We start from the raw sequence: 17,646 nt of genomic DNA, 5'->3' as shown, positions 1-17,646 counted from the left end.
GCCGATCGCCGCCCCCAAGAACGACTTGTCGTGGCACGACTGCACCTCGAAGGTGTTCAACGACGCCGGCGTCCGACCCGCCCCGGGCGGCATCCAGCTGGATTGCGCGAACTTCGACGCCGACCTCGACCCGGTCAACGGAGGGTCGGGAACCGTGACCGTGGGCGTGGTGCGCGCCCGGTCCAATCAGACCCCGAAGGACGCGGGCCCCGTCGTCTTCACCACCGGCTCGGACCTGCCGTCGTCGGCGCAGTTGCCGGTATGGCTGTCCCGGTCGGGCAACGATCTGCTGACGGCCCACCCGATTGTCGCCGTGGACCGCCGCGGGATCGGCATGTCGAGCCCGCTCGACTGCCGGGATCACTCCGACCGCCAGGCAATGCGCGATCAGGCGCAATTCCAGAGCGGTGACGACCCGGTCGCCAATCTGTCCGAAATCTCCAACACCGCCACCACCAACTGCACCGACGCCATCGCGCCGGGTGACAGTGCCTACGACAACTCACACGCCGCCTCGGACATCGAGCGGCTGCGCAGTCTGTGGGACGTGCCCTCGGTCGCGCTGCTGGGCATCGGCAACGGCGCCCAGGTCGCGCTGGCCTACGCGTCGTCGCGCCCGGACAAAGTCGCCCGGCTGATGCTGGACTCCCCAATTGCCCTGGGCGTCAACGCCGAAGCGGCCGCCGAGCAACAAGTCAAGGGCCAGCAGGCCGCGCTCGACGCCTTCGCCGCGCAATGCGTCGCGGTGAACTGCGCGCTGGGGCCCGATCCCAAGGGCGCCGTCAGCTCGCTGCTCGCCGACGCCCGCGCCGGCAGGGGCCCCGGCGGCGCGTCGCTGGCCGAAGTCGTCAACGCCATCACCGTCGCGCTGGGCTTCCCCTCCGGGAGCCGCGTCAACGCCACCACGAGTCTGGCCAACGCGCTGGCGGCTGCCCGCTCCGGCGACGCCAACCCGCTGACCAACCTGATCAACCATGCCGACGCCACCCAGGACACCGACGGTCAGTTCGTCAACTCCTGCAGCGACGCGATCAACCGCCCAACCCCGGACCGGGTCCGTGAACTCGTGGTCGCCTGGGGCAAGCTCTACCCGCAGTTCGGCACGGTGGGCGCGCTCAACTTGATCAAGTGCGTGCACTGGCCCACGATCTCGCCGACGGCGCCGCCCAAGGATCTCAAGGTCGACGTGGTGTTGCTGGGCGTGCAGAACGATCCGATCGTCGGCTCCGAAGGCGTTGCCCAGACAGCGGCGACCATCATCAACGCGAACGCGGCCAGCCGGCGGGTGATGTGGCAGGGCATCGGACACGGCGCGAGCATCTACACGCCGTGCGCCGTCCCACCGATGGTCGGCTACATCGACACCGGCAAACTGCCCGGAACCGACACTTACTGTCCCGCCTGACCGGACGGCCCGTCACGGCGGTGTACGGTGCGCTGGTGACGGCTGCTGACTCGACTCGGACCGGCCTGCGCGATCGGGTGCTTGCCACCTTCCGTCCCCGCACTGGGCCACCGAGCACGGCGACGATATTGCGGTCCGCGCTGTGGCCGGCCGCGATTCTTTCAGTGCTGCACCGCAGCATCGTGATCACTACCAACGGCAACATCACCGACGACTTCAAGCCGGTCTATCGGGCGGTGCTGAACTTCCGGCGCGGCTGGGCCATCTACAACGAGCACTTCGACTACGTCGACCCGCACTACCTGTATCCGCCCGGCGGCACGCTGCTGATGGCACCCTTCGGCTACCTGCCGTTCGCGCCGTCGCGCTACCTGTTCATCCTGATCAACACGATCGCGATCCTGATCGCCTGGTACTTGTTGCTGCGGCTGTTCAAATTCACCCTGTCCTCGGTCGCGGCCCCGGCCCTGCTGCTGGCCATGTTCTGCACCGAGACGGTGACGAACACGCTGGTGTTCACCAACATCAACGGCTGCGTGCTGCTCGCCGAGATGCTGTTCTTGTGGTGGCTATTGGACGGCAAACGCAGCCATCAATGGTGGGCCGGCTTAGTGATCGGCTTGACGCTCACGCTCAAACCGGTGCTCTTACCGCTGCTGTTGTTGCCTCTGCTGAACCGGCAGTGGCGGGCGCTGGTGCCCGCGGTCGTGGTTCCGATCGTGGTCAATGTGGCCGCGTGGCCACTGGTCAACGATCCGAAGGACTTCGTCACGAAAACGGTGCCGTATTTCCTGGGCACTCGCGACTACTTCAACAGCTCCATCGAGGGCAACGGCATCTACTTCGGCTTGCCCACCTGGCTGATCGTGTTCCTGCGGCTGCTGTTCACGGTGCTCGCGATCGGTGCGATCTGGCTGCTGTACCGCTACTACCGCACCCGCGATCCGCTGTTCTGGTTCACCACCTCGGCCGGCGTGCTGCTGCTGTGGTCGTGGCTGGCGTTGTCGTTGTCGCAGGGCTACTACTCGATGATGCTGTTCCCGTTCCTGATGACGGTCGTGTTGCCCAACTCGGTGCTCCGCAACTGGCCGGCCTGGCTGGGGATCTACGGCTTCATGACTCTGGACCGCTGGCTCTTGTTCAACTGGATGCGATACGGCCGCGCCCTGGAGTACCTCAAGATCACCTACGGCTGGTCGTTGCTGTTGATCGTGGTGTTCACGGTGCTCTACTTCCGCTACTCCGACGCCAAGGCCGAAAACCGGCTGGACAGCGGCATCGACCCGGCCTGGCTGACGTCCGAGCGGATGCGGGCTAACGTGGACGCATGACTTCCCCCGACATTGCTCCGAAGGTGCAACTGACCGACGACGAGTGGCGTAAGAAACTCACCCCGGAGGAGTTTGCGGTGCTGCGCCGCGCCGGCACCGAACGGCCCGGTGTCGGCGAGTACACCGACACCAAGACCGAGGGCGTCTACCAGTGCCGGGCCTGCGGCGCTGAATTGTTCCGCAGCACGGAGAAATTCGACTCGCACTGCGGCTGGCCGTCGTTCTTCGACCCGGCCAAGTCGGAAGCGGTGATCCTGCGACCCGACCATTCGCTCGGCGCGACGCGTACCGAGGTGATCTGCGCGAACTGCCACAGCCATCTGGGTCACGTGTTCGCTGGCGAGGGTTATCCAACGCCGACGGATCAGCGGTACTGCATCAACTCGATCTCGCTGCGCCTGGTCCCGTCTGACGAATAGCGGCCTCACCGCGTTGTCGCCGAGCCTGTAATTTCGCGGGGCGCTACTCGCACTTTCGCTGCGGATTTACCGTCTCGACGAAACTAGCCCGCTCGGGTGGCGTGGACTTCCCAGAACGGCGCATGCACCCGACCGTCCTTCAGCCAGGGTTCCATCGAGCGGTACCGCTTCAGCATGTCTTCGGCCTGATCGGCCATGTCGGGATTGGGCGCGGCCATCGTCTCAATGCTCTTGGCACTGATGTTGACTTGGTAGGTAGTGGTGCCCAGATAGCTGATCTCCCAGCCGCCGGCTGGAAGCACGTCACGAAAGTCGTTCTCGGACAACGACCGCATCATGGTGAAGCCGTTGACGTCGTGCGCTCCGAACTCGAACATGTAAAGTCGCGCGCCCGGCTTGGTCGCCCGCCGCAGCGCCTGCACGTACGACTGCGCAAGCTCGGGCTCACCGCTGAAGGTGTGGTAGAACGCGCAGTCGACGACGGTGTCGAAACGGTTGTCCAGCCCTTCCAGCTTGGTGGCGTCGGCCAGTTCGAAATTCACTGATACGCCTGCCTTTTGGGCGTTCTCGCGGGCCCGTTCCAGGGCGGCCGCCGACCCGTCGACGCCGGTGGCCGAGTATCCCTTGGATGCGTAGTAGATCGCGTGGTGGCCCGGGCCGGTGCCCGGGTCGAGCACCTCACCCTTGATCGCGCCGAGCGCGACCAGCTGCTGGACCACCGGCTGCGGGCCGCCGATGTCCCATGGGGTCGCCGCGGGCAGGCCGTGCGACGTCTGGTCGTCGCGGTACATCTGCTCGAAACGGGTGGGATCGTTGGGATCGAATTGCGTTGTCACGGCAGGGAATTAACCAACTGCTCGACCGGCACCCGCGGCCCGGTGAAGAACGGCGTCTCCTCGCGGGTGTGCCGCCGGGCATCGGTGGCGCGGAGTTCACGCATCAGATCGACGATGCGGTGCAGTTCGGGAGCCTCGAAGGCCAGGAGCCATTCGTAATCGCCGAGCGCGAACGCTGGCACCGTGTTGGCCCGGACGTCCTTGTACTCGCGCGCGGCCATGCCGTGCTCGGCGAGCATGCGGCGGCGTTCCTCGTCGGGCAGCAGGTACCACTCGTAGGACCGCACGAATGGATACACGCAGATGTAGGCACCGGCTTCCTCGCCGGCCAGAAACGCCGGAATGTGGCTCTTGTTGAACTCCGCCGGCCGGTGCAGCGCCACGCTGCTCCACACCGGCGCGCTGACCTGTCCTAGCGTGGTGGTGCGGCGGAAATCTGCATAGGTGGCTTGCAACGCTTCGACCCGCTCGGCGTGCGTCCAGATCATGAAATCGGCATCCGCACGCAGACCCGCGACGTCGTAAAGGCCGCGCACCACGACACCGCGTTCTTCCTGCTGCTTGAAAAACCGGGCCGTCTCGTCAATGACGGCGTCACGCTGGTCACCCAATTCACCGGGCTCCACCGAGAACACCGAGAACATCAGGTAGCGAATCGTCGAGTTCAGGGCGTCAAAGTCGATCTTGGCCATGAGACCTATCGTGCCACTTCCGCGTCGGAACCCTCGATGGCCCTGATCACACGCTCGACGGCCTTGCCGGCCGCGCCGATACAGGCCGGCACGCCGATCCCGTCGAGGTAGCTGCCCGCCACGGCGAGCGTCGGCGGCAAGCCGTCGCGCAGTTGCGCGACCACGTCGGCGTGGCCCGGCCCATACTGCGGCATCGCCTCGATCCACCGCTGCACCCGGGCATCCACCGGTTCGACGCCCAGCCCGAACACGGTCGCCAGGTCGTCGACCGCCCAGGCCAGCAGCTCCTCGTCGGAGGCGGTGGCCGCCAGGTCGTCGCCGAACCGCCCGAAGGACAGCCGCAGGAATTGCAGGTCGCCCGGCACACCCCACTTGCGTGACGACAGCGTGATTGCCTTGCTGCGCAACCGCTCACCGCTGGCCACCAGCACTCCCGAGTACTCCGGGAACGCCGTATCACCGGGCACCGCGAGCGCGACCACCACCGACGACGCACTCGCGATCCGGCTCGCGGCGGCGAACGTCCGCGGGGCTACGCGATTGATCAGGCGGGCCAGCCGCGGGGCGGGGACGGCCAGGATCACCGCGTCGGCGTTGCATCCGGCGCCGCTGTCATCGCGCAGCGCCCAGCCCTGCCCGGCAGGGTCGAGCCGCTGCACCGCGGCCCGAATCCAGCGCGCCCGGCTGCGCGCCACCAGCTCGTCGATCAGCACCTGGTAGCCGCCGTCCAGCGCGCCGAACACCGGCGCACCCGTCGCCGGCGGCAGACCCTGCCGGACCGCGTCGGTCAAGCTGGTGGCGCCGCGATCCAGAGCCGCCGCCACGCTGGGGGCGGCGGCGCGCAGCCCGATCGTGGCCGCCGAGCCCGCGTACACACCGCTCAGCAGCGGGTCGACCGAGCGGGCCACGGTCTGCTCGCCGAACCGATCACTCACCAATTCGGCTGCGGCGGGGTCGGTTCCGGGTTTCCAATCCAGCGGGCGGCCCGGCTCAGCCTCGATGCGCGCGAGAGTGGCGTCGTCGACCAGTCCGGCGACCGACGCCGCCGAGGAGGGAATTCCGACGACCGTGGCCGCCGGCAGCGGGTGCAGCTCGCGCTGACTGTAGATCAATGGCCGGGCGCCGGTGGTGCCAAGTTGGCGATCAGACAGCCCCAGCTCGGCGAGCAGCGCGGGCATCTCGGGCCGGCGCAGCACGAACGCCTCCGCACCCAGGTCCATCGGCCGTCCGCCGACCTGCTCGGTGCGCAATATCCCACCAAGCCGCTCGCCCGGATCGAACAACGTGATGCTCGCGTCGTCGCCCGCAGCCAGCCGCAGCCGGTAAGCCGCCGTCAGGCCGGAAATCCCGCCTCCCACAACGCAATACGAGCGCTGGGTCATAACGAGTGGACCAGTGACACCAGGTCGGTCAGCACACCGGGGTCGGTCTCGGGCAGCACTCCGTGACCGAGATTGAAGACGTGGCCCGCGACACCGGCGTCCACAGCGCGGCGGCCATCGTCGACGACGGCGCGCGCCGCGCGTTCGGTCGCCGGCCAGCCCGCCAGCACCACCACCGGATCGAGGTTGCCCTGCAGCGCGGTGCCGGGCCGCACTCTGGCAGCGGCATCGGTGAGCGAGGTTCGCCAATCCACCCCGACGACCGTCGGACCCGCTTCGCCCATCGCGCCCAGCAGTTCGGCCGTCCCGACGCCGAAATGTGTCATCGGTAGCCCGTACTCGGCCAGCGTCGCGAACACCCGGCTGCTGTGCGGCAGCACATATTGGCGATAGTCGGCCAGCGACAGGGTTCCCGCCCACGAGTCGAACAGCTGGATGGCGTCCACCCCGGCGTTGATCTGGCCGCGCAAGAACTGAACGGTGAGATCGGTTAGCTTCGACATCAGCGCGTGCCAGCTGGCGGGTTCGGCCAGCATCATCGCCTTGGTGCGGGCGTGGTTTCGGCTCGGGCCACCTTCGACGAGGTAGGACGCCAGCGTGAAGGGCGCCCCGGCGAAACCGATCAGCGGGACGTTGCCGAGCGCGTCGACCAGCAGCGAAACCGCCTGACAAACCGGCTGAATGGCTTGCAGTTCAAGGGGTTTCATTGCATCAATATCGGCGTGGGTGCGGATCGGGTGCGCGATCACCGGCCCGACGTCGGCGACGATGTCCAAATCGATGCCCGCGGCACGCAGCGGTACGACGATGTCGGAGAACAGGATCGCCGCGTCGACGTCATGGCGCCGGATCGGTTGCAGGGTGATCTCGCAGACGATCTCGGGCTGCAAGCACGCCTCGAGCATGCTGGTGCGTTCGCGCAGCGCGCGGTACTCGGGCAGCGAACGCCCGGCCTGCCGCATGAACCACACCGGCACGCGGCCGGGTTTACGGCCGGTGACAGCAGCCAGGTAGGGCGCCTCGGGAAGTTCGCGACGGGTACTCATTGCACTCAATGCTGCCACGGTGCTGGTACCGGGGCCGGGCGGCGCCCCTCGATCACCCGGCATCGCTGCGTAACATCGACCCAGTGTCAGTAGCGCCAGTCTCAGTCAACTACGACGAGTTCCCCAGCCTCCGCTTTGAACACGGCGGCAACGGCGTCCTCACGGTGGTTCTCGACGCTCCCGGGCTGAACTCGGTGGGGCCGCAAATGCACCGCGATCTCGCCGACGTCTGGCCCGCCATCAACCGCGACCCCGACGTACGGGCCGTCCTGATCCGTGGTGAAGGTAAGGCGTTCTCCTCCGGCGGCAGTTTCGACCTGATCTCGGAAACCATCGGCGACTATGAGGGCCGGCTTCGCATCATGCGCGAGGCCCGCGACCTGGTGCTCAACATCGTCAACTTCGACAAGCCGATGGTCTCGGCGATCCGGGGCCCCGCCGTCGGCGCCGGATTGGTGGTGGCGTTGCTTTCCGACATCTCGGTGGCCGGGCGGACCGCCAAGATCATCGACGGCCACACCAAGCTCGGCGTGGCCGCCGGCGACCACGCCGCGATCTGCTGGCCACTGCTGGTCGGCATGGCCAAGGCCAAGTACTACCTATTGACCTGCGACACCCTGCTGGGTGAAGAAGCCGAACGCATCGGCCTGGTGTCGGTCTGCGTCGACGATGACGACGTGCTCGCGACGGCGACCCGCGTCGCCAATGATCTGGCGCAGGGAGCCCAGAATGCGATCCGCTGGACCAAACACAGCCTCAATCACTGGTATCGCATGTTCGCGCCCGCCTTCGAGACGTCGCTCGGCCTGGAATTCTTGAGTTTCAGCGGCCCGGACGTGCAGGAAGGCCTCGCCGCGCACCGCGAGAAGCGCCCGGCGCGATTCAACGACTGAAGAGCTTCTGAACAGGATAAACGTCGTGAGATCACGACGTGACACACCCTGGTAACAGCTTGGTCGCGACGGGTTTGAAGATCGGCGCGCCTGTCGCGGCGTGTCAGGCGATAGGTCTAGCGTCGAACGCTGTGACCTCAGTCGAACCGGCCCCATTCCGCGAGGCGGTGGCGGCAATGAACGCCGTCAACGCACGGCCGGAGATCGAGTTGGGCCCGATCCGGCTGCCGCAGCGCCTGGCCCCCTTCAGCTACGCGCTGGGCGCCGAAGTCAAACATCCCGACCTCGAGATCGTTCCCGAGCGGTCAGAAGGCGACGCGTTCGGCCGGTTGATCCTGCTGCACGACCCGGACGGCGCGGACGCCTGGGACGGCACCATGCGCCTGGTCGCCTACATCCAAGCCGACCTGGACTCCAGCGAAGCCGTCGATCCCCTGCTGCCGGAGGTGGCGTGGAGCTGGCTCGTCGACGCGCTGGAAGCCCGGACTGACCAGGTCACAGCTCTGGGTGGCACCGTCACCGCCACCACATCGGTGCGCTACGGCGACATCTCCGGGCCGCCGCGGGCGCACCAGCTCGAGCTGCGGGCCTCATGGACGGCCACCTCACCCGCCGTCGGCGGGCATGTCGAGGCGTTTTGCGAGGTGCTCGAACACGCCGCAGGCCTACCGCCGACCGGGGTCACCGACTTGAGCTCGCGGTCACGCGCCTGACATGTCTGAGCCGGGGTCCGATGGGCCCGACAGCAACGTGCCCGGCAGCACTGAACCCGAATCCACCCCACTTCTGCGCCCGGCCGACGGAGTACCCGATCTCTCGGTGAGTGTCGGCGAGATCGCCGATGCCGCGCGACTCCTGGACCGCGGGCATGGCCCATTCGCGGTGGACGCCGAGCGGGCGTCGGGATTCCGCTACTCCAATCGGGCCTACCTGATACAGATTCGGCGCACCGGCGCGGGCACCGTGCTCATCGACCCGGTCAGCCACGGTGCCGATCCCCTGACGGCGCTGCGGCCCGTCGCCGACGTGCTCAGCCAAGACGAATGGATCCTGCACGCGGCCGATCAGGACCTGCCCTGTCTGGCCGAGGTCGGCATGCGACCGCCCGCGCTGTACGACACCGAACTCGCCGGGCGGCTGGGCGGGTTCGAGCGGGTGAACCTGGCGGCGATGACCGAGCGGCTGCTGGGCCATGGTCTGGTCAAAGGTCATGGCGCGGCCGACTGGTCCAAGCGCCCGCTGCCCGCGGACTGGCTCAACTACGCGGCCCTCGACGTGGAACTGCTCGTCGAACTCCGCGCCGCCATCGCGGCCGAGTTGGCTGAGCAGGGCAAAAGCGATTGGGCTGCACAGGAATTCGACTACCTGCGGGCCGTGGGCAGCAAGGAGGTCGCGCCGCGGCGCGACCGCTGGCGGCGAACGTCGGGCATCCACAAGGTGCGGGACCGCCGGGGCCTGGCCGCGGTGCGCGAAATGTGGACGACACGCGACAGCATCGCGCAGCGCCGCGACATCGCACCGCGGCGCATCCTGCCGGACTCGGCGATCATCGACGCCGCCCTCGCCAATCCGAAGACCGTCGAAGACCTGATAGCGCTGCCGGTGTTCGGTGGGCGAAACCAACGGCGCAGCGCGGCAACGTGGTTGGGTGCGCTGCAGACCGCCCGCGACAGCAAGGATCCACCCGAAGACGCCGAGCCGCCGAACGGGCCGCCGCCGCCGGCGCGCTGGAGCAGACGCAAGCCGGAGGCAGCCGCCCGGCTGGAGGCGGCCCGCGCAGGGCTGTCGGAGCTGTCGGAGCGGGTGAATGTGCCGACGGAGAACCTGGTCTCGCCTGACTTGGTGCGCCGACTGTGCTGGGACTGGGAGGGCGCGGCGGACCCGGTCGAGGCTGTCGAAGGATTCTTGTGCGCCGGCCACGCGAGGGACTGGCAACGTGAACTCGTGGACCCCGTGCTGGCGACCGCACTGCAGCCGCCACCCGAGGCCGAGCGCACCGACAGCTAGTCGAGGTGCTCGCGGATCTCGGCTTCGGATTCGTAACTGCCCAGTGCGGCAACCCAACCGGTGATGCGGCGGGCCACATCCTGGTCGGTCAGCCCGAGGTCGGCCAACACCTCGCCGCGGGATGCGTGCTCGTAGAAGTCCTGGCGCAGGCCGACATCGCGGCATGGCATGTCGATCTCGGCGTGGCGCAGCGCGGCCGAAATCGCTGACCCCACACCGCCGTTGACGCCGTTGTCCTCCAGCGTGACAAGCAGTTTGTGCTGCCCCGCCAGTTCGAGAACACCGTCGGACACCGGCAACACCCAACGCGGATCGATCACGGTCACACCGATCCCCTGGTTGTGCAGTCGCTTGGCCACAGCCAGCGCCATCGAGGCGAATGCGCCGACGGCGACTAGCAGCACATCGTGGTTCAGCCCACCGGCGGGTACCGCGAGCACATCAGATCCGGATCGCCGTTCCAAGGCCGGAATATCTTCGCCCACATCACCTTTGGGGAACCGTAGCGCCGTCGGGCCGTCGTTCACGTCGAGCGCCTCGCCGAGTTCCTCGCGCAGCCGGGCAGCGTCGCGCGGGGCGGCCACCCGCATGCCGGGCACAATGTTCAGCATCGACAGATCCCACATGCCGTTGTGGCTCGCGCCGTCGGAACCGGTGACCCCGGCACGGTCGAGCACCAGGGTGACGGGCAGCTTGTGCAGCGCCACGTCCATCATGATCTGGTCGAACGCCCGGTTGAGGAACGTCGAGTAGATGGCCACCACCGGGTGCATCCCGCCCATCGCCAGCCCAGCCGCCGACGTCATCGCATGCTGTTCAGCGATGCCGACGTCGAACAGCCGATCCGGGAAACGTTGCCCGAACGCCGTCAGCCCGGTCGGGCCGGGCATCGCCGCCGTGATCGCCACGATGTCGCGGCGCTTTCTGGCGTAGCCGATCAGCGCCTCGGAGAAGGTCGCGGTCCAGCCCGGGCCGGGGATCTTGGTGGCCTGGCCGGTGACCGGGTCGATCGGCGTGGTGGAGTGCATCTGCTCGGCCTCGTCGGCCTCGGCCGGGGCGTAGCCCATGCCCTTGCGGGTGGCGACGTGCACGATCACCGGGCCGCCAAAACCGCGGGCCCGGCGCAGCGCGGCCTCCACGGCGCGTTCGTCGTGACCGTCGACCGGGCCGACATACTTCAACCCAAGATCGGTGAACATCAGCTGCGGTGCCAGCGAGTCCTTGATGCCCGCCTTGACGCTGTGCATGAAGTGGTAGCAGATCTCGCCGATCAGCGGCATCGCTCGCACCACGTCACGGCCCTTTTCCAGCACGTGCTCGTAAGCCGGCTGCAGCCGCAGCATGGCCAGGTGGTCGGCGACGCCGCCGATCGTGGGTGCGTAGCTGCGACCGTTGTCGTTGACGACGATGACGACCGGACGACCGGACGCCGCGATGTTGTTGAGCGCCTCCCAGCACATACCGCCGGTCAGCGCGCCGTCGCCGACCACCGCGACCACGTGCCGGTTGCGATGCCCGGTCAGCTCGAACGCCTTGGCCAGGCCGTCGGCGTACGACAACGCCGCGCTGGCGTGGCTGGACTCCACCCAGTCGTGCTCGCTTTCGCTGCGCGACGGATACCCCGACAGGCCGCCTTTTTTGCGCAGCGTCTCGAAGTCCTGGCAGCGGCCGGTCAGCATCTTGTGCACATAGGCCTGGTGACCGGTGTCGAAGATGATCGGATCGTGCGGCGAGTCGAACACCCGGTGCAGCGCCAGCGTCAGCTCGACCACGCCGAGGTTGGGTCCCAGGTGCCCCCCGGTCGCAGCCACCTTGTGTATCAGGAACTCGCGGATCTCGGAGGCCAGATCGCGGAGCTGCTGCTGTGAAAGGGGCTGCAGATCGGCAGGCCCGCGGATCTGTTCGAGCATCACGACAGTCTACGCAGCCAACGCCGGATGTAGCTCCCTACGAGGGGTCGAACAGTTCGGCAAGGGTGTCACGAAGTTCGGGGTCCGCCAGCACCACGACCTCGTCGCCGGCCTGGAGTTCGGTGTCACCCCGAACCGGCACCAGACCGGTGGCGCGGACGACGATGCTCACCCAAATGTCACCGACGCGGTCACCGAGACGTTCGACCGTGCAACCCTGGGCAGCGGACCCGGAGACAACGCTGAAGCGGTGGATCCCCTGCGGTTCATCCGCGAGCCGGACACCGATCTCCCATGGCTGCGTCTCGACAGTACGCATGGGCAGGCGCAACAGTTTTGCGATACCAGGCACGGAGCTGCCTTGCACCAGAACGGAGAAGACGACGACCACGACCACGATGCCGTACAAACGTTCGGCGTCGGCGACGTGGGCAGCGCGCAAGAACTCACCTAACAGGATCGGCACCGCGCCCTTGAGCCCGGCGGCGAGGATGAAGATGCGTTCGTTTCGCTGCAGCTGGACCGGAATCAGGCAGGAGCCCACCGCCAACGGCCGAATCACCACTGTCAGGGCCACCCCGAGGAGTAGCCCGGGAATCCACACGTCGGGATGGGCGAGCACGTTGAGGTCGACAGTTAAACCCAGCACGGCAAACGCGACGATTTCAGCCAGACCGGCCAAGGCAGCGTGGAATCGCTTGATATCCGGCTTGTAGGGCGCGCGAGCGTCGCCGATCACGATGCCGGCGACGAATACCGCCAGAAATCCCGAGCCGTGCGCAAGGGTGGCGATGCCGTACAGCATCAGGCAGCATGCCAACGTGCGTAGCGAGTACAGGCTTTCGCTCGGCAATGCCACGCGCCGCATGAACACGAGTAGGGCGCGACCGCCGACGACCCCGACCGCCAGACCAATCGCCATTTGCAGGGCGAATTGGGCTCCGACGCTGGCGAAGCCGGCTGCACTGAGGCCGCCGGCGGCGATCAGGCTGACCATCAACGAGATGCCGACTGGATCATTGGCGCCGGACTCGCCCTCCAGGATGGTGCTACTGCGACCAGAAATCTCGCGTTTGCCCAGGACTGAGAAGACCACAGCCGGATCGGTGGGCGCCACGGCTGTGGCCACCAGCAACGCAGGGAACCAACCGATTCCGCACGCGTAGTGCAGCATCAGTGCCGCGCCGGCGGCGGTGAGGGCGGTGCCCACCACGCCGACCGACAGGATCGGGACAATCGCCGCGCGGAAGCGCGAAGGCCCGATGTGCATTCCGCCGTCGAACAACACCAGTACCAGCGCGATGGTGATCAGCCGCTCGACGGTCGGCTCGGACGGTGACTGCACCGCGGGCACGGTGTGCACCACCACGGCCGCTCCGACCAGCACGAGCAGGGCCACCGGAATCTTGACTCGTTCGGTCAGCCGGTTCGCCAAGACCGCGACCAAACCGACGGCGCTGCAGAACAAGACGATCAACGCGTAATGAATAGTCTCGTTCACGATGGCGGCCCTTCGACAGTCAGGGACCGTTCTTGGTTGGTAAGCACTCGAACCTTTCGGTTGGTCGACAACGACATTGCCGACCAGACTTCCCGGCACACCGCGACGGAGTTTAGCCTGTCGCGGGAATCACCGCAGAGGCATTCGGTTACGGCTACTTCCTAGCCGGTCAGCAGCGCCACGCATTCGGTGTGATGCGTCAGCGGAAACGCATCGAACACCTTGATCTTCTCGACCGTATAGCCACGACCGAGGTACAGGCCGATGTCGCGGGCGAAAGATGCTGCCTCGCAGCCGATGTGCACGACCCGTGGCACGCCGGCCGCGGCGAGCAGGTCGATGACATCGCGCCCGGCGCCCGAACGCGGTGGATCCAGCACGACCACGTCGGCACCGCTTCGCTGAGCCGACACCGCGCGGCGCACCGAATCGGTGACGATGTCCACCTGCGGCAGATCGACCAGTGCGGCGCGAGCGGCCCGCGTCGACGCGCGGGAGGTGTCGACGGTGAGCACCCGCCCGGACTCCCCCACCGCATCGCCCAAAGCGGCGGCGAAAACGCCTACGCCGCCGTAGAGATCCCACACCCGCATGCCGGTGCCGGGCTGTGCCCAGTCGGCAACCAGTGCGCTGTAAACGCGCGCCGCGTCGCGGTGCGCCTGCCAGAACGCGGTCACCGGCACCTGCCAACTGCGCGGCCCCACCCGATGGGTTGCCTCGTAGTCACCCTGCACCACATTGGTCGTCGTCCGCCCGCCGTGGCGCAGAGTGCGCACCACATGGCGCTGGCCGTCATCGTCGATCGCGACGTGCAGCTGCGCGGTCGGCGACAGATCAGCCGCAGAACATGCTTGCGCCAGTTCGTCCAGCATTCCCGGCGGCAACTGCGCGCAGCGCAGGTCAGCCACCAGCTCGTCACTGTGGTAGCGGTGAAACCCGGGGCGGCCGTCGGAGCCCACCTCCAGGCGCACCCGGGTGCGCCAGCCTGTGGGGCCGGTATCCGAAAGCGGTTCCGCCGCACCGCTCCAGTGATAACCGCCCAACCGTTCCAACTGATTCGACACCACCTGCGCCTTGAGCGCCCGAACCGCGTCCGGGGTGGCGAAGGCCAGATCGCAACAACCGGAGCCGTCCACCCCGGCTATCGGGCACAGCGACTCGGTTCGATCCGCCGACGGCTCGATAACCTCGATAACCTCTGCGTGCCAATAGGATCCGCGATCAGCGGTGACTCGGGCCCGTACTCGCTCACCGGGCAAGGCGTAGCGCACGAACACCACCCGGCCTTCGTGGTGAGCCACGCAGCTGCCGCCGTTGGCCGGAGCACCGGTCACCAGCGTCAGCTCCCCGCCAGCGGGGGGCAACGATGCTTCGGCACTCACGACATATTCGCTTTAGTCGAAGATGCCGCGACGGGCATCGCCGGGAGCCGCGTGCGGCTGCAGCATCTGCAGTCGCTCCGACGAATTCAACTGCCAGGGAACCGAAGTGACCATCACGTTGGGCATGAAAAGCAGACGGCCCTTGAGCCTGAGGGCGCTTTGGTTGTGCAGCACCTGCTCCCACCAGTGGCCGACGACATACTCCGGGATGAACACCGTCACCACGGTGCGCGGTGACTCTTTGGCGACTCGTTTCACATAGTCGAGCACCGGACGGGTGATGTCGCGGTATGGAGAGGCGATGACCTTCAGCGGGACGCTGATTTCACTCTTCTCCCAATCATGGACCAGCGCACGGGTTTCCACGTCATCCACACTGACCGTGACGGCCTCGAGCGCGTCGGGACGGGTCGCACGCGCGTAAGCCAATGCCCGCAGGGTCGGCAGATGCAGCTTTGACACCAGCACCAACGCGTGGTTACGACTGGGCAGCACCACGTCGTGCTGGGCGGCGGCTTGCTCTTCGAGTTCCCGGCCAACGGTGTCGTAGTGCTTGCGGATCAACTTCATGACGACGAACAGCGCACTCATCGCGACGATCGCGATCCATGCTCCGGCAAAGAATTTGGTGACCAGCACCACCAGCAGCACCGCTCCGGTGGACAGCAAGCCGACCGTATTGATCACACGTGAGCGCACCATCTTGGCCCGCGCCCTGGGGTCGGTCTCGGTGCGCAACAACCGAGTCCAGTGCCGGACCATCCCGATTTGGCTCAGCGTGAACGATATGAACACGCCGACGATGTAGAGCTGGATCAGCGCGGTCACCTCACCGCGGAACGCGATGACGAACGCCAGCGCCGCCGCCGACAGGAACAGAATTCCGTTGGAAAACGCCAGGCGGTCGCCGCGGGTGTGCAACTGACGCGGCAGGTAACTGTGCTGCGCCAGCACCGAGCCCAGCACTGGGAACCCGTTGAACGCGGTGTTGGCCGCCAACACCAAGATCAGCGCGGTCACGGTGGCGATGAGCAGGAACCCGATGCGGAAGTTACCGAACACGGTCTGCGCCAGCTGCGTGACCAGCGTCTTCTGCATGTAGCCGGCCGGGGCGCCGGTCAGCTGGGTGGCCGGATCGTCGACCAGCTGCACGTGGATCTGTTGGGCCAGCACGATGATGCCCATCAGCAATGTCACCGCGATCACGCCCAGCATCAGCAGAGTCGTTGCGGCGTTGCGCGACTTGGGTTTCTCGAACGCCGGCACCCCGTTGCTGATTGCCTCGACACCGGTCAGCGCCGCGCAGCCCGACGAGAACGAGCGGGCCAGCAGGAACGCGAACGCGAAACCGACGATCTGGCCGTGCTCGGCGTGCATCTGGAAGCCGGCGGATTCGGCCCGCAAAGGATTGCCCAGCACAAAAATCCGGATCAGCCCCCACCCGATCATCACGACGACGCCGACGATGAACGCATAAGTCGGGATCGCGAAGGCCACCCCGGACTCGCGGATGCCACGTAGGTTCAACGCCGTCACCAACACGATGGCGACCACACAGAACCACACTTTGTTCTGCGCGACGATCGGGACCGCCGAGCCGATGTTCGCCATCGCCGACGAAGTCGAAACAGCAACCGTGAGAACGTAATCCACCATCAGGGCACTGGCCACCACGAGTCCGGCGGTCTCGCCCAGGTTCGTGGTGACCACCTCGTAGTCGCCACCGCCGGACGGGTAGGCATGCACGTTCTGCCGGTAGCTGGCCACCACCACCAGCATGACCGCGGCCACCGCGAGACCGATCCACGGCGTCAGGGCGTAAGCGGCCGCTCCGGCCACCGAGAGCATCAAAAAGATTTCCTCGGGCGCATACGCCACCGAGGACAGTGCGTCGGAAGCAAACACCGGCAAGGCGATGCGCTTAGGCAGCAGGGTGTGGCTCAGCCGGTCGCTGCGTTGGGGCCGGCCAATCAGCAACCGGCGCGCTGCGGTTGAAAGTTTGGACACGAGAGCCAAGAGTAAGCGCAACGGGCCGTGCCGGTAGCGTTCCCTGGGCGACAATATTCCCGACGGATATCGGCTGGCCAACGAAGTTTGCCGATGAAATGACACATACTCCGATCAGCCGAGAGGACCTGACGTGCGGGTGGTTGTGATGGGATGCGGCCGGGTGGGCTCTTCCCTGTCCGACGGGTTGTCCCGAATTGGCCACGATGTCGCGGTGATCGACCGCGACAGCTCGGCGTTTAACAGGCTGAGCCCGGAGTTCGCCGGAGAACGGGTGCTGGGCCAGGGGTTCGACCGGGATGTGCTGCTGAAAGCGGGCATCGAGGAGGCCGACGCGTTCGCCGCGGTGTCATCCGGGGACAACTCCAACATCATCTCGGCTCGACTTGCTCGCGAGACGTTCGGCGTTAATCGGGTGGTGGCCCGCATTTACGATGCCAAGCGCGCCGAGGTCTATGAACGCCTCGGTATCCCGACGATTGCCACCGTGCCGTGGACCACCGATCGCCTGCTCAACGCGTTGACCCGGGAGAGCGAGACCGCCAAGTGGCGCGACCCCACCGGAACTGTCGCCGTGGCTGAGGTCGTCCTGCAGGAGGACTGGGTGGGCCGTCGGGCCACCGATCTCGAGCAGGCCACCGGCGCGCGCGTGGCATTTTTGATCCGCTTCGGCACCGGCATCTTGCCCGAACCCAAGACTGTCATCCAGGCCGGCGATCAGGTCTACATCGCCGCGATATCCGGCCGGGCAGCCGAGGCGGTGGCAATCGCCGCGCTGCCGCCCAGCGAGGACATCGATTCGGGAGCGGGGCATTGATCCCGAGCCGCCCGACCA

15 protein-coding genes are annotated in these 17,646 nt (G+C 66.9%); 7 read left to right on the top strand and 8 right to left on the bottom strand.

Features of this window, described 5'->3' with window-relative positions; all coding sequences use genetic code 11:
* From DB708_RS01100 to msrB, 3 genes are all read left to right on the top strand, one after another.
* On the top strand, positions 1-1,405 hold a 1,405-nt coding region (locus DB708_RS01100), incomplete at its 5' end, for an alpha/beta fold hydrolase (protein ID WP_108920098.1).
* 20 nt (positions 1,406-1,425) lie between these two features.
* Positions 1,426-2,736 (top strand): arabinofuranan 3-O-arabinosyltransferase, encoded by a 1,311-nt coding sequence (gene aftC / locus DB708_RS01095; RefSeq protein ID WP_108920097.1) that lies wholly within the window; start codon positions 1,426-1,428, stop codon positions 2,734-2,736.
* Positions 2,733-3,155, top strand: a complete 423-nt coding sequence (gene msrB, locus DB708_RS01090) for a peptide-methionine (R)-S-oxide reductase MsrB (RefSeq protein WP_108920096.1) — start codon at positions 2,733-2,735, stop codon at positions 3,153-3,155. Before aftC ends, msrB begins: the two co-directional genes overlap by 4 nt.
* Positions 3,156-3,238: 83 nt before the next feature.
* Here msrB and DB708_RS01085 read toward each other — a convergent pair whose 3' ends face one another.
* From DB708_RS01085 to hemE, 4 genes are read right to left on the bottom strand one after another with little or no spacing between them, the layout of a single operon-like run.
* Entirely contained in the window at positions 3,239-3,991 is a 753-nt protein-coding gene (locus tag DB708_RS01085) for a class I SAM-dependent methyltransferase (RefSeq protein WP_108920095.1), read from the bottom strand.
* Positions 3,988-4,683: a hydrogen peroxide-dependent heme synthase gene (gene hemQ, locus DB708_RS01080; RefSeq protein ID WP_108920094.1), complete on the bottom strand. Its 696-nt coding sequence runs from the start codon at positions 4,681-4,683 to the stop codon at positions 3,988-3,990. Before hemQ ends, DB708_RS01085 begins: the two co-directional genes overlap by 4 nt.
* Before the next feature lie 5 nt (positions 4,684-4,688).
* Entirely contained in the window at positions 4,689-6,065 is a 1,377-nt protein-coding gene (locus DB708_RS01075) for a protoporphyrinogen oxidase (protein ID WP_108920093.1), read from the bottom strand.
* Complete coding sequence (hemE, locus tag DB708_RS01070) at positions 6,062-7,111, bottom strand: uroporphyrinogen decarboxylase (RefSeq protein WP_108920092.1); 1,050 nt, start codon at positions 7,109-7,111, stop codon at positions 6,062-6,064. The genes DB708_RS01075 and hemE overlap by 4 nt, the downstream gene beginning before the upstream one ends.
* Before the next feature lie 83 nt (positions 7,112-7,194).
* On the opposite strand from hemE, the gene DB708_RS01065 reads away from it, so the two are divergent.
* From DB708_RS01065 to DB708_RS01055, 3 genes are all read left to right on the top strand, one after another.
* The gene (locus DB708_RS01065; RefSeq protein WP_201263385.1) at positions 7,195-8,004 is read left to right on the top strand and encodes an enoyl-CoA hydratase/isomerase family protein; all 810 of its coding nucleotides are present in this window, start codon (positions 7,195-7,197) and stop codon (positions 8,002-8,004) included.
* A gap of 131 nt (positions 8,005-8,135) precedes the next feature.
* On the top strand, positions 8,136-8,717 hold the full coding sequence (locus DB708_RS01060; RefSeq protein WP_235616569.1) for a DUF3000 domain-containing protein: 582 nt from the start codon (positions 8,136-8,138) through the stop codon (positions 8,715-8,717).
* A 1-nt stretch (position 8,718) separates the two neighbouring features.
* The gene (locus DB708_RS01055) at positions 8,719-10,011 is read left to right on the top strand and encodes an HRDC domain-containing protein (protein WP_108920090.1); all 1,293 of its coding nucleotides are present in this window, start codon (positions 8,719-8,721) and stop codon (positions 10,009-10,011) included.
* Here the strand turns inward: DB708_RS01055 and dxs are convergent.
* From dxs to DB708_RS01035, 4 genes are all read right to left on the bottom strand, one after another.
* Positions 10,008-11,921 carry a 1-deoxy-D-xylulose-5-phosphate synthase gene (gene dxs / locus DB708_RS01050; RefSeq protein ID WP_108920089.1) on the bottom strand — a complete coding sequence of 638 codons (1,914 nt, stop codon included), beginning with the start codon at positions 11,919-11,921 and terminating at the stop codon, positions 10,008-10,010. The genes DB708_RS01055 and dxs overlap by 4 nt on opposite strands.
* A 37-nt stretch (positions 11,922-11,958) precedes the next feature.
* A complete protein-coding gene (locus DB708_RS01045; protein WP_108920088.1) occupies positions 11,959-13,422 on the bottom strand; it encodes a cation:proton antiporter domain-containing protein in 1,464 nt (487 codons plus the stop codon).
* Between the two features lie 161 nt (positions 13,423-13,583).
* Positions 13,584-14,786 (bottom strand): class I SAM-dependent RNA methyltransferase, encoded by a 1,203-nt coding sequence (locus tag DB708_RS01040; RefSeq protein ID WP_108920126.1) that lies wholly within the window; start codon positions 14,784-14,786, stop codon positions 13,584-13,586.
* A 30-nt stretch (positions 14,787-14,816) separates the two neighbouring features.
* Entirely contained in the window at positions 14,817-16,811 is a 1,995-nt protein-coding gene (locus tag DB708_RS01035; RefSeq protein WP_108920087.1) for an APC family permease, read from the bottom strand.
* A 133-nt stretch (positions 16,812-16,944) separates the two neighbouring features.
* Between DB708_RS01035 and DB708_RS01030 the strand changes: the two genes are divergently transcribed.
* Positions 16,945-17,628 carry a potassium channel family protein gene (locus DB708_RS01030; protein WP_108920086.1) on the top strand — a complete coding sequence of 228 codons (684 nt, stop codon included), beginning with the start codon at positions 16,945-16,947 and terminating at the stop codon, positions 17,626-17,628.
* The last annotated feature ends 18 nt before the right edge of the window (positions 17,629-17,646 follow it).

This window comes from Mycobacterium montefiorense (assembly GCF_003112775.1).
Classification (GTDB): Bacteria; Actinomycetota; Actinomycetes; order Mycobacteriales; family Mycobacteriaceae; genus Mycobacterium; species Mycobacterium montefiorense.
This window is presented reverse-complemented; position numbering and strand designations above follow the sequence as displayed.